The organism is Helicobacter mustelae (assembly GCF_900476215.1).
Taxonomy (GTDB): Bacteria; Campylobacterota; Campylobacteria; order Campylobacterales; family Helicobacteraceae; genus Helicobacter_H; species Helicobacter_H mustelae.
Map to the genome: position 1 here is coordinate 726,216 of NZ_LS483446.1, position 12,634 is coordinate 738,849.

The following is a 12,634-nucleotide window of genomic DNA, read 5'->3' on the forward strand; positions in this document are numbered from 1 at the left end:
GGGGTTTGAGCAGTGCGCAGAGTGAAGGGGTTGGTGGGTTTGAGAAATGCTGCAAATCTTGGAATTTGGAAGGAAATTGCGCGCGGGGTTTCTTTGGAATTTCTTTGGAGTGTGGTGGATTTTTGGGATTTGGCCGGAGGGCAGAAGAATCGAACTCCTCAATGACTAAACACCTAGCCATTCTGTGGGTTTGAAGCCCAAGGTGCCCACCAGGGACACTTGCCCCCCAAGAAGGGAATTATAATCAAATTTTGGCATTTTCACCCCAAAGAAAATCCTCCTCTGATCTGATTGCACAGAGGATGCTATAATGACGCGCAATTTTTCTCAAAAATCCAAGGAGAGTTGAATGTCTATTGTGCAAACCCTCAAAGAGTCTCTATTTTCCTCCATGAATCATTGTCAAAATCTCGCCACAAATCCTGCGCAAAAACTCCAAAATCTATGCTTTCTGTACTTAGATTGTCTGAAGAGAGTTTTCTCCTGCCCCCCCCCTGGCAGCTTTTTTCTCAATCTCGCTATCTTGGCTCTCTAGTTTTGCTTGGAGGGCTATATGTTTAGCAAATTCAGAAGACTTGCATACTATGGGAGGATGTTCCTTGAGAATGTCAGGGCCCAAAAAAAGCAGATGCGCCATGCAGAGAGTCGCTTCCTCTATGAAGCCAATCGCAGGATTTTAACTACCGATTATCAGAGCGAGGAGATTGAGCAAAATGACATCATCATTAGTTTTACCACGCATAGGGAGCGTATCCACTATGTGCATTATGTGCTAGATTCTCTTTTTTTCCAGACAATTAGACCCCAAGAAGTGCGCCTTTATCTCACGCAGGGAGAATACCAAAGTCTCCCCAAGGTGCTCAAAAAATTTGGCTCTTGGCTTAAGATTATTGAAGTAGAAGACCTAGGGACATTCAAAAAATTCATCCCTGCCCTGCAAGATGTCTCACGCCATCAGACTCTAATTAGCCTAGATGATGATCTCATCTATCCCCCAGACTTTGTACAAAAGCTAGTAGATCTCAAAGCAAGGCATAGGAATGCGATGGTGAGCTTTATTTCTTCTAGGGATAAAAAGACAGGTCGCTTTGGTGGAGTGAGTGGTTGTGGTGTTTTATGGAATCTAGAGATCTTTAATCCAAAATCTTTGCCTTATTTTTTTAAAAAAGAATGCTTTATTGATGCAATGGGTATTCGTAATAATGATGATTCTTGGATATCGAATTCTTGCCTAGAGTTAGGAGTGCCCATAGAGGCAGTTTATGAAAATTTTTTGGATGCATTTAGGGAGGGACTCATCTCCTTGCCTAGTGGAAAAATCCATGCAGTCACCTCAGCCCCTTCAGAATTTAACATCACGGGTGCACGCATCAAAAACGAACATGTGCGAAAGATCATCAGAGATGCGCTGCAAGAGCGCTCCCTCAAAGAATTAAAATCCCAAGGGCAGTAGAATGTTGTATTTGTGTATCTCCTTTGTTTTTTGGCTGTTTTTTAGTTTTTTGGTGATTTTTTCAATTTTCCTAGCATTGTCAAGCCATGGGGTTGCCACTTAGAGGCGAGTGCAGCGTGTCTATCAAGAGCTAGGGGTGTTTTGATAGAGAAGAGTGGGGGGGTGAGTAGCTTGAGCCACAGGGAATTTTTATGAGAATTTTGATGAGTGATGTTTTTCTGAAGATGCTGCAGATTTTGGTGAGCAACATAAGAAACCTAGCTGCAGAAATGCAAAAATATGGGAACAAATTTGTGAATGTGTGAATAAATTTGTGAGAGAAGAGAGAAAAAGATGGGAAAAAGACTATGAGTGAAACTTCCCTACAAGTTAGGTCGGGGAGACCATTCCTCTTTTGGGATTTTAGAAGGAGGGTGTAAAAATGTGTGAAAAAAACATAAAAGAAAGATAGGAAAAAGAGCAGGGTGCAGGCTCTTTTTCGGAGGAATTAGATTTTTGGCTTGAGTTATTGCATCTTGGTGTGGATTTTTAGGATGGTTTCATAGCCCTGATTGATGGCGATGGCGATGGAAGCACCATTTTTGGACAAAATGTCTCCGATGGCAAAAATATTTTCCACAGAGGTTTCATAGTCTTTGGTGATGGGGAGATCGTTTGAGTCGAGCTCTAGCCCGCATTTTTTGAGGAAATCCACGGGCGTGGATCCGCCGATGGCATAGACAATCTTGTCAAATGCCTCACTGGTGCCATCATCAAAAAATGCCACTGCCCTGCCTTCTTTTTCTTCGAGTTTTTCGATGTTGAGGCCAAGTTTGGTTTTGAGATTTTTGCTCATGGAATCTTTCAGATTCTTGGCGTTGATTTCATTGATTCGATTGAATTCTTTGCGTCGATAGTTGAGCGTGGTGTCTGTGATATCAGCCAAGGCTGTGGCATATTCCACTGCTGAATTTCCGCCCCCGACTACTAGCACCTTTTCTCCCTCAGCGATACTATTGACATTGTAGGTGACTTTTTTGAGCAAGGTTGGCGGGATTTTGTAATCTGGCTTATTGGGTTGGCCCATTTTTCCAATCGCAATGATGACAAATTTGGCCAAAAATGTCTCGTTGCCAGTAGAGGTGAGCTCAAAATACTGGTCTTTTTTCACAACTTTTTCGATGTCTGTACCATATTTGGGAGCGATGGAATATTGCTCTAGCAGCGCATCAAATAACCCAAGAGAGCTTTCCTTATCCCCATCGCCAAATGCAATGGAGCCTTTGAGATCTACGACTTGACCTTTATAATCTTTGTCCACCCTCTTGCCATCTTTGTAAAATTTTCGGATTGTGGCAGAATGCTCATGGGTTTTTTCAAATAAAATGATATTTTCAATGCCCAGTACCTTAGCCTCGATGCTCGCAGCAATCCCACCAGGACCTGCGCCAATAATTGCAATATCATAAATTTTTTCCATTTTTTTCCTTTCCGTTTTTATTTTTTTGCTCTTGTTTTATGGCTTGATTGAGATCCTCTGTGCTATCAAAAAGCACAATTCCCTGGAGCATTTTTTTTTCATCATCAAACTGCCCGGTTTTGAGTCCCCATAAAAATACAAGAAACCCAAGCAGACCAATTAACAAAGACACAAAAAGCATAACGATTAAAAGTGTTGTGTTCATATTATCTCAAAAAAAGGTAAAAATTTCTCTACGCTTAGACCCATTGCTGTGGAGAGCAGGCCATTTTGCTTCAAGATATATTTTTTGTGAAATCCCTCTACCATCACACCTCCTGCCTTGCCATTCCACAATCCAGAATCTAGGTATTTTTGTAGGTCTTTTTCTTTAAAATCCCCTAGCCAAAGCCTTGTCTTAGAGACATCGCAAACCTCCAAATTTTTGGATTTGAGGATCTGGGCTGTGATGATGGTAATCTCCCTGCCACTTTGAAGCTCTAGCATGGCTTTTGCCTGCTCTTTTGTCTGTGCTTTGCGCTGGAGTTTCCCCTCTACCTCAATCACGCTATCTGCCACCAGGATGGCATTTTGTTTGAGTTCTTTGATTTCCTTGAGTACGCTCTCTAGCTTGAGTCTGCAGGCTTGATAGGCAAAGGATTTAGGCGTGATGGTAGAAATTTTTTCTTCTTCAAATGCTAGGGGATACTGCTCAAATACCACACCAAAATCCTCTAGCAAGGTCTTGCGGGTGGGAGAGCTTGATGCAAGCAGCAGCATTTAGAGCTTTTCCTTGGCATAAAGGATTGCACTCTGCAGCGCTGCTTTTATCTTGCTATGCTCCTTCCCGCCAGCAGTGGCAAAATCATCCCTCCCTCCGCCATTTCCTCCAAGGATTTGGGCTGTCTTTTTCACCCAGTCATCCGCTTTGATGTTGGTGTTTTTGCTTCCCGCAGCAATCGCTAGATTTTTCTCATTGATGAGCAGAATCGCCACCTTGTCATAATGATTTTTTGCCTCATCAATGAGTTTCTTAATCTCTGTGCTTTCTGTGATTTGCACGATGAGGGAGATACCATTGATTTGCTGGACTTGCAAGGAGGTGTCTTTTTTTGGGTTTTGCAGCTGCTTTTCCAGGGTTTTGATTTTTTCTTTGAGTTTTGCAACGCCTAGCATCATGTCTTGATTTTTTAGGATTTCTTTGATTTGCTGATTGTGCAGCAGGGATTCCTTGGCATGGAGGTATCCTGCATTTCCGCACACCGCCTCGATGCGACGCACTCCACTAGAAACGCCATTCTCTTTGGTGATGTAAAAATTCCCAATGAATCCTGTGTTTTGGACATGGATCCCACCACAAAGCTCGCAACTCTCTTCTCCAAAGCTCACCACTCGCACATTCTCTCCATATTTTTCTCCAAATAATGCGATAGCTCCCCGCGTCTTTGCTTGCCCTATCTCCATATGCTCCACCCTTGCAGGCAGATTCTTGGCAATGAGTGCATTGACGCTATCTTGGATTTCTAATAATTCCTCTTTGGTGATGGGGCGAGGGAAGCTAAAATCAAAACGCAGGCGATTTGCCTCTACCAAACTTCCTGCTTGGGCCACCTGTGAGCCAAATTTTTCGCGCAAAATAGCATGCAAAAGATGTGTGGCAGAGTGATGTTTTGCGATTTCTTGGCGACTATGATCTACTAGCACTTCATAGATTTCCCCAACTTTGAGGGGTTTTTTTGGAGAAATTTGACTAATATTTAGTCCAAAATATTTTTTTGTATCCAAGATTTTAGCGATGCATTCCCCATTCTCAAGCAAGACTCCCCTATCTCCGATAGCCCCGCCACTCTCTGGATAGAGTGGAGTGGTGTCTAAGAGGATGTAACCCTCTTTTTGCAGGATTTCTTGACGCTCTAAATTCTCATCAAAAAGCGCTAAAATCTTGCTGTGATGTCGGTCATGTGTGTAGCCATTAAAAATATTGCTACCAAATTCCTGCAGGACTTGTTTAAAATCTCCTTTGATGAGAGGATCTCCACTGCCCTTCCAAGAGCTTTTTGCGAGTTGTTTTTGTTTTTGCATGCTGGATTCAAAGCCAGCAAGATCAAGCTCTAGATTTTCTTCTTTGAGCATGTCTTGGGTGAGATCTAGTGGGAAACCAAAGGTATCATAGAGCCTAAAGGCTATATTGCCATCAAATACTTTCTCTCCCATTTCTCGCATGCGCTCTAGCTCTTTTTTGAAAAGATGGATGCCCTGCTCAATGGTCTCAAAAAATCTTTCTTCTTCCATCTTTGTTTGCATGCTAATGAAGTTTTTTTGCTCTAACAAATAAGTATAAAATCCTCCCATTTCCTCGCAGACTTTTTCCACAATACGATAAAAAAATGCCCCCTCAAATCCTAGTAAATACCCATGTCGAACGGCACGACGCAAGATCCTGCGTAGGACATATCCGCGCCCCTCTTTGTCAAAATTGCTGCCTTGAGCAAGTAAAAATGCCACAGCCCTGGCGTGATCGGCGATCACGCGGTAACTCGCTCCACTCTCATAATGATAGGGTTTGCCGCAGAGTTTTTCGACTTCTTTGATGAGCGGCATGAATAAATGCGAATCAAAATTGCTCTCCTTCCCCTCTAGCAGCGCACTCACACGCTCAAGCCCCATGCCTGTGTCGATGCTGGGTTTTGGCAGTGGGATGAGTGTGCCATCGCTCTTGCGCTCATATTGCATGAAGACAAGATTCCAGATTTCCAAAAATCTATCTCCATCCCCTCCAAAATAATCTTCAGAGCTAGCAAAACTAGAGCCTTGATCTACAAAAATCTCGCTGCATGGTCCACATGCCCCAGTATCACCCATTTGCCAAAAATTATCCTTATCACCCATGCGTTTGATTCTATCTGGATTTACATATTTGCTCCAGATCTCAAAAGCCTCATCATCACTCTCATGGATGCTGATATAAAGTACCTCTTTGTCAAAGCCTAACACCTCTGTGACAAATTCCCAGGCATAGGCGATTGCTTCTTTTTTGAAATAATCTCCAAAGGAAAAATTTCCAAGCATCTCAAAAAGTGTGTGATGGCGGCGTGTAAAGCCAACATTTTCTAGATCATTATGCTTGCCTCCAGCACGGATGCACAGCTGCGAGCTTGTGGCACGCGGGATGCTTGGAGTGGGGATTTTGCCCGTAAAAATATCCTTGAATTGCACCATACCCGCATTGGTAAAAAGCAGGCTTGCATCCTCTGGCACAAGGGGCATGCTTGCATAGACTTGATGACCTTTGCTCTGAAAAAAATCCAAAAATTTTTTACGAATATCTAACATAAAAACTCCATTGCTATTGGTCTAGAAAAATCGCTTAATTATATAGAAAAACTGCCAAAAAGTCCCCAAAAACCTGCGTGATTTTAGACTGGCAGCAAGACTTTGGTAAATGCAGAATTTCTGAATATTAAAAAGAAAATTCGCATTTTCTGCTAGAATTTGCCAAAATCAAACAAGGGAGGAAGGATGTTTCCTTTTGGAGATGAGGAATTGCAAAAACCCGTTGAAATGAGTATAGAAAAAACTCGCCCCCATCTTTTGGCTGATGGCGGGGATATTGCGATTTTGGGGATTCGTGGCCCTTGTGTGTATGTGCGATTAAAGGGTGCATGTGTGGGTTGTGCGCATTCTCATATCACGCTTAAAAATGCCATTGAACGTCAGCTCAAAATCGACATCCATCCAGACATGAAGGTTGTGCATGTGCCAGATGGTCGGGATTGGAAGGAATTTATTCAGAATTAAAGGAAGTATTTTGGCAATCAATAATCCCAAAAAGCGCATTTTACTCCGCAAGGGTTTCACGTTTTTTGAAACCAGGAACTACAAGGATGCTATGTCTTACTTCACTGAGGCGCTAGAGCTTGACAAGGAGGATCTAGAGGCAAGGATTGGGGTTTTGCTCACGGATCTGGCAGCAGATTTCCCTAATGAGGCGCATGGGTTTTATGAGCTCTATCAGACCATGCTAAGCAGCAATCCTCGTAGTCTGAGAGAAAAAATCCAGCAAAATATTTTGGATGGGATCAAGTCTTTTGACAATGGGTTAGAGAAGCTCTCAGCGGTATTTTTTGATGCACAAAAAGATCTTAAAGCAGAGCAGATTGATGGGATCTTATACAAGGATTTCAAAGAAATGTATGAATGCAAGGGCTTCAAAGAGACTTTTGAGAACTTGCTCTTTAGCACCAAAATTGTTTTTACCAACAAGGAAGATTTTTATGAATTTTTAAACACGCTGCTAGATTATGGATATTCGGAATTTTGTTTGCAATATATCGAAAGCATGCGCAGTGCAATCTTTTATGATGCGTATTTGGAGCAGATTTTAAGACGATTGGCGGAGGGGGTATGAAGATAGAGCGCAGCATAGAATTTCGAGGCAAAAAATATGCATTTTTGAGTGATGATAGCAGGGAAGCGCAAAGCGATGAAGCAGTGTTGTTTGTGGAAACAAGCAGGAATGCTTTTTTTGCAGAGCAGATGCGCAAAGAGGGTAGGGATATTTTGCATTATAGGGACTTGAAGGAATATTTCACCTTCCCTGCCCAAATCATTGGTATCACTGGAACCAATGGTAAAACCACTACTGCAAATTTGATTTATCATGTTTTGCTAAAAAATGGCAAAAAATGCGCAATGCTGGGCACCCAGGGGCTGTTTTTTGGAGGCAAGCAGATAAAACCCAAGGGCCTTACCACCCCTGGCATTTTGGAATTGTATGAAGATTTAGCACTGCTTCATGAACTAGGTTGTGAGGTTTTGGTCATGGAGGTGAGCTCGCATGCCATTTCTCAAGATCGCATTTTTGGGCTAGATTTTGCAGCAAAAATTCTCACAAATATTACAAGCGATCATCTGGATTATCACAAGACTTTAGCGTCTTATATCGCAACGAAAAATGCATTTTTGAGTGATGGTGGGCTAAAAATCATTAACAAAGATGAAGAGAATGCCAATTTTTCTCCAAAAAATACCAAGAGTTATGGGGTGAAAAACCCTTGTGATTTACAGGCAAAAAATTTTGATAAAAATCACGCGACCTTGCAATATCAGGGCAGGGAATATATGCTAAAAATGCCCCTATATGGTCTACACAATCTCTACAATATCATGGCTTGTGTGCTTTGTGTGCGCGAGCTTTTTGGGCTAGAGATGGAGCAAATCCTCTCGTCTTTGCAAGATTTTGGTGGCGTGAGTGGTCGCATGGAAGTGGTCTGTCAAAATCCCATGGTGATCGTGGATTTTGCCCATACACATGATGGAATCGAGAAAATTTTGCAGGGGTTTTTAGGGCAGAGTCTGAGCGTGGTTTTTGGTGCAGGAGGGGATAGAGATAGGAGCAAGCGTCCGTTAATGGGTGGAGTGGTGAGAAAATATGCCAAAAAGATCTATGTCACTAGTGACAATCCTCGCAGCGAAGATCCTATGAGCATCATCAGGGATATTTTGGAAGGCATTGAGGATAGGGAGGGTGTGGTGGTGCTGCCTGATAGATATGAGGCCATAAAAAAAGCATTAGATCATCAAGAGCCTGGGGAGATTTTGTTTGTACTTGGAAAGGGGGATGAGACTCATCAGATCCTAGCAGATCGGGTGGTGGATTTTGATGATCGGATGGTGATTAGGGAGTTGTTATCTTGTAGATTGGTTTGAATCCTAGTTTGACATGGTGTTGTGATTGGGTTTTTTCAAGGGGGATTTGATGTGGGGTTTGCACGGGATTGTATGAGTGATTTTTTCTGTGCATTGAATTCTTGTTGCGCTTTTTAGACGTAGTTTTTTTTGCGATTAGGATGCTCAGTGCACACGTTTGTGTGGAATCCTGTCTGGTTGAATTTAGGGCTTATGGGATCTGTTGCGTTTGGATTGTTGATTGAATAAAAAATGACTTTTTATCAAAGCTTGATTGATAAGAAGCTGAATTTTCCAAGAAAGCGGACGGTTTGAGTATGAAGCCTTTGGGAAAGTAGGCCCGCTAGAATTCTTCTGGGGATTTGTGGTTTTTAAGGGGGGAATCTTTGGGACTCAATCCCAAAGATTCCCTTGGTTTTTATTTCTTAGGCGGAATGCCCACTTCAAATTTGAATGTATGGGTGTCTGATCCCACTTGCACTCTCAACTGCAAGGGAGATTCGTTTGTAAGCTTTCGAAGGGCCACTGCGACAAATCCACTAGTGAAGCCTGTTTTATGTAGTGTGCTCTTTCTGAAATAATGTGCTGCCAAGATTCTTCTGCTGTATTCAGCCTCGCGATAATAGTTTCCATTCATATTGAAACCACCACCATAAAACCCTCCAAGAGGAGCCATGAAAGGTGAATATGTGAAGAATATCGGGTAGGGATTGGGGAAATATTGAGGATTGTTCATTGGCGGCATACTGATGTTGAAATTCTGTAGGAGTGCCTGGAAATCGTAGTTGCTTGCAATCACTTCCTTGCTGGTTAGCACATGGAATGTTTGCACATTTTGGAAAAATTGAAGATTTGCAACATCAAAGATGATGGGTTCATCTGACTTGACCTGCACATAGAACAACAATGGCACACTGCTATTGAAATCGATTTGACCAAGCTTGATCTGCACTGTGGAGTGCTCCTTCTTAGATGTGAGAATTTTTTCCCCATCGTTGAAGTGGTATTTTGCTTCCGGAGTAATCTCATAAACGGTACCGCATCCCACGAAGAGAAAGGTTAGCAATAACAAAAAGCGTTTCATTTTGGTATCCTCATATTTTTTTATAATACAATTACACTACAATACTACCATAAAAAATCAAAATTGATTGAAAAAAGTGAAAGATGAGGTGGCTATGCAAACCATTCAGTTATCCCATGGTAGTGGAGGGGCTCAGACAAATGAGCTGATTGAGCGAGTGTTTCAAAAATACTTGAGGGAATTTCTGTGCGATGTCGGGGAAGATGCAGGGGTGTTTGGAGCAGCCAGTGAATGCAAATATGCCACAAGCACGGATTCCTATGTCATCAGTCCTTTGTTTTTCAGTGGTGGAGATATTGGCAAGCTTAGCATCTGTGGCAGTAGCAATGACGTGGCTATGCGTGGTGCTAAGCCCAAGTATTTCAACATTGGCTTTATTTTGGAGGAGGGGTTAGAGATTGGAGTGCTTGAGGGGATTCTAGCATCCATGGCCAAAGAACTCAAAAAAACAGATCTCAAAATTTTATCCGCAGATACCAAGGTCGTAGGACGCGGGCATGTGGACAAAATCTTTGTTAACACTACTGCAATTGGCGAGGTCATCCGGGATGTTGGTATCAAGCAATTGAGGGAGGGTGATGTGATTTTACTCAGCGGAGGTATTGGCGCACATCATGGTGTGATTTTTTGTGCACGTAATGAAATTAGTCTGCATTCTAGCCTCCAAAGTGATTGCAAGCAGCTCTATCCCCTGCTAGAGCCTTTGTTTCGCAGCGAGATTCCTCTGCATACGCTGCGGGATGCCACGCGCGGGGGCATTGCTTCTGTGCTAAATGAATGGGCCCAGAGTGCAGATCTTGATATCTTGATAGAGGAGGAAAAAATTCCTATCTGCCAGGAGGTGCAGGGGATTTGCGAGATGCTGGGGTTAGATGTGTATGCGCTGGCCAATGAGGGTGCTTGCGTGCTAGCAGTGCCAAAAGATTTTGCCATGCAGGCTTTAGATCTTTTGCGTAGGCATGAGGATGGCAAAGATGCAAGCATCATTGGTGAGGTGCGTGCTAAGTCTGGTAGCATCGCGCGTGTGGTGCTGCAAAATGCCTGGGGAAGCAAGAGGTTTTTGGACTATCCCCAGGGGGAATTACTGCCAAGGATTTGCTAGTATTTCCTTTATGCTGGCATGGGTTTTTCTAAGTTTTGTTTTTCTGTGATTTTTTGAAAATTTGTCAGTGTGGCTTGCATTTGCGAAGTTCTTCCTGCGTCGCACAAACCCGCTCAAAACTAACCAAAGCAAACAAGATTGGTAAGCAAAGAAGCGCCAAGTAAATCCAGCTAGGTTTTATTTTTCTATCTTTTGCATGTCATAAATAGCACATGAATCTTCTTTATATGAGTCTAGTTAGCCACTTGTGATTGATTTATCCATAGCTCCGCCAAGCTTTTGTCTCTTATACCCTACTCCATGGGAGGGATTTCTCTGCGTGTAGAGGGATGATTTCCCCATCCTTTGTTTTGACTGCTTTGGGGATGGTGCAGGGAGTTTTTTGAAAATCAAAAATTCTCTCCTTTTCCAAAGTGATTTGATAATTTTTGATGGCATTATCACTCACAAAGGCCTGCAGATTTTCCAGTGCGCCATGCTCTTCAAAGAGTGTGATGAGAGATTCTAAAAGACAGGGAGCAGAAAAAATCCCCGCCGCACCATTTTGTAGTTTGCTTTGGAGCAAATGAGGTGCGCTATCTGAGCCAAAGCAAACCTTTGGATGTGCGCTTAAGGCGAGCTCTAGGAGTTTTTCTTTGTCTTTTTTGGTTTTGAGGATGGGTTTGCAAAAATGATGGGGGGAGAGATTTTTTCCCAAGAGATCATCTAAATCCATCGTGATATGATGCAGCGTCAATGTCGCAAAAATATTTTCAAAATCTTCCAAAAGTCTGATGCTGCGATGATCGCTCATGTGTTCTATGATGATTTTTAGCTTCGGATAGCACTTGGCCAGTGTTGTAAAAACGCTTGCAAATTCATATTCCCGATCCATGCTAAAGCCATTGCTTTCCCCATGGATGCTGAGGATGAAGCCTAGTTCCTGGGCGATTTCTAATACCTCCAAAACCTGTGCATCTAGAATGTTTTGGATCCCATCACTAGAATTTGTGGTCGCACCCTTGGGATAGAGCTTTAAGATTTTATAGCTTGAGGCTCTGGCAACTTCGAGCTCTTTTGCATGTAGGCCTTGGGTGATATAAAGTGTCATGAGTGGCTGAAAATCTGGGGCTAGTGCGCGGATTTGGGATTCATAATTTTTTGCATCCTTTGTCGTGCACACAGGAGTTTTGAGGTTTGGCATGATGACTCCTGCGGCAAAACTCTTTGAAGTGTAGGGGAGCACGCTTGCTAGCATATCGCCCTCTCGCAGGTGCAAATGCATATCCAGGGGATTTTTGAGAGAAAAATTTTGCATGAAATTCCTTTTTTGCCTTTTTGTTATTATAGTGCAAGCTTTGCAATTTTTCTAATTCCAAGCAATGCAGATGTGGGAGGAATTCGGTCAAAATCGCACGCTCAAAGTAAAAACGAGGTACCCACAAAAAATGCACCAAAAATGTGGAGGAGGAGAGGTGAAATGTGAGAGGGGTTAGGGATTGAGATTAGAGTGTAAAAAGGCAAAAATAGCCTGCAATTCTGTATCAGTGAGATGATATTTTGGCATGACGCCCTTATCCATAAGTGTTCTTTTTTTGAAGGTTTCAAAATCCAGCACAGTGATGTCTGGGGCTTTGAGGATTTTGGGGATATTTTTATGCTTATAGCTTGCAATCACCCCACCACGTCCATCGCTGCCATGACAGTGGATGCAGCCGATTCCACGGGGGTTTTTGTAGAGTTCTTTGCCATACTCTTCGATGGTAATGAAGCTTTCTTCTTTTGCAAAAAGCGCTGCAAAAAACAAAACCCCAAGAGTTTTTTTCTTCATTTGGTTGCCACCTTTTTCTTCTTTGCTATAACTTTTATTCTTGCTATAATTATAGTAAA

13 protein-coding genes and 1 tRNA gene are annotated in these 12,634 nt (G+C 42.6%); 6 read left to right on the plus strand and 8 right to left on the minus strand.

All coding sequences use genetic code 11. The annotated features are described in order from the left end of the window. Positions 1-12 precede the first annotated feature (12 nt). The gene (locus DQN48_RS07650) at positions 13-165 is read left to right on the plus strand and encodes a hypothetical protein (RefSeq protein WP_170118055.1); all 153 of its coding nucleotides are present in this window, start codon (positions 13-15) and stop codon (positions 163-165) included. Here DQN48_RS07650 and DQN48_RS07655 read toward each other — a convergent pair. Then, positions 131-229 (minus strand) — tRNA-Sec (locus tag DQN48_RS07655). The two genes, DQN48_RS07650 and DQN48_RS07655, sit on opposite strands and share 35 nt — an antisense overlap. 324 nt (positions 230-553) lie before the next feature. Between DQN48_RS07655 and DQN48_RS03425 the strand changes: the two genes are divergently transcribed. Continuing rightward, on the plus strand, positions 554-1,453 hold the full coding sequence (locus tag DQN48_RS03425) for a hypothetical protein (RefSeq protein ID WP_013022974.1): 900 nt from the start codon (positions 554-556) through the stop codon (positions 1,451-1,453). A gap of 505 nt (positions 1,454-1,958) precedes the next feature. Here the strand turns inward: DQN48_RS03425 and DQN48_RS03430 are convergent. Genes DQN48_RS03430 through alaS form a run of 4 tightly spaced genes read right to left on the minus strand, consistent with a single transcriptional unit; the run spans position 1,959 to position 6,224 of the window. Beyond that, the gene (locus DQN48_RS03430; RefSeq protein WP_013022975.1) at positions 1,959-2,912 is read right to left on the minus strand and encodes an NAD(P)-binding domain-containing protein; all 954 of its coding nucleotides are present in this window, start codon (positions 2,910-2,912) and stop codon (positions 1,959-1,961) included. Next, positions 2,896-3,117, minus strand: a complete 222-nt coding sequence (gene ccoS, locus DQN48_RS03435; protein WP_041913105.1) for a cbb3-type cytochrome oxidase assembly protein CcoS — start codon at positions 3,115-3,117, stop codon at positions 2,896-2,898. The genes DQN48_RS03430 and ccoS overlap by 17 nt, the downstream gene beginning before the upstream one ends. After that, positions 3,114-3,671, minus strand: coding sequence for a septum formation inhibitor Maf (maf, locus tag DQN48_RS03440; protein WP_013022977.1), 558 nt, complete (start codon positions 3,669-3,671; stop codon positions 3,114-3,116). The genes ccoS and maf overlap by 4 nt, the downstream gene beginning before the upstream one ends. Further along, entirely contained in the window at positions 3,672-6,224 is a 2,553-nt protein-coding gene (alaS, locus tag DQN48_RS03445; RefSeq protein ID WP_013022978.1) for an alanine--tRNA ligase, read from the minus strand. A 186-nt stretch (positions 6,225-6,410) separates the two neighbouring features. Here alaS and DQN48_RS03450 point away from each other — a divergent pair, with 186 nt between their 5' ends. The 3 genes from DQN48_RS03450 to DQN48_RS03460 all read left to right on the plus strand — a co-directional run bounded on the left by DQN48_RS03450 (position 6,411) and on the right by DQN48_RS03460 (position 8,600). After that, complete coding sequence (locus DQN48_RS03450; RefSeq protein ID WP_013022979.1) at positions 6,411-6,689, plus strand: NifU family protein; 279 nt, start codon at positions 6,411-6,413, stop codon at positions 6,687-6,689. A gap of 91 nt (positions 6,690-6,780) precedes the next feature. Next, on the plus strand, positions 6,781-7,299 hold the full coding sequence (locus DQN48_RS03455; RefSeq protein ID WP_231843996.1) for a histidine kinase: 519 nt from the start codon (positions 6,781-6,783) through the stop codon (positions 7,297-7,299). Further along, complete coding sequence (locus DQN48_RS03460) at positions 7,296-8,600, plus strand: UDP-N-acetylmuramoyl-L-alanyl-D-glutamate--2,6-diaminopimelate ligase (protein ID WP_013022981.1); 1,305 nt, start codon at positions 7,296-7,298, stop codon at positions 8,598-8,600. The genes DQN48_RS03455 and DQN48_RS03460 overlap by 4 nt, the downstream gene beginning before the upstream one ends. 397 nt (positions 8,601-8,997) lie before the next feature. Here DQN48_RS03460 and DQN48_RS03465 read toward each other — a convergent pair whose 3' ends face one another. Next, positions 8,998-9,663, minus strand: a complete 666-nt coding sequence (locus tag DQN48_RS03465; RefSeq protein WP_049762184.1) for a hypothetical protein — start codon at positions 9,661-9,663, stop codon at positions 8,998-9,000. A 94-nt stretch (positions 9,664-9,757) separates the two neighbouring features. Here DQN48_RS03465 and hypE point away from each other — a divergent pair, with 94 nt between their 5' ends. Then, positions 9,758-10,765, plus strand: a complete 1,008-nt coding sequence (hypE, locus tag DQN48_RS03470; protein WP_013022983.1) for a hydrogenase expression/formation protein HypE — start codon at positions 9,758-9,760, stop codon at positions 10,763-10,765. 286 nt (positions 10,766-11,051) lie between these two features. On the opposite strand, the gene pyrC is transcribed toward hypE, so the two are convergent. Together pyrC and DQN48_RS03485 are read right to left on the minus strand one after the other, a co-directional pair. Beyond that, a complete protein-coding gene (gene pyrC, locus DQN48_RS03475) occupies positions 11,052-12,062 on the minus strand; it encodes a dihydroorotase (RefSeq protein WP_013022984.1) in 1,011 nt (336 codons plus the stop codon). A 174-nt stretch (positions 12,063-12,236) separates the two neighbouring features. After that, positions 12,237-12,575, minus strand: coding sequence for a c-type cytochrome (locus DQN48_RS03485; protein ID WP_013022985.1), 339 nt, complete (start codon positions 12,573-12,575; stop codon positions 12,237-12,239). Between the last annotated feature and the right edge of the window lie 59 nt (positions 12,576-12,634).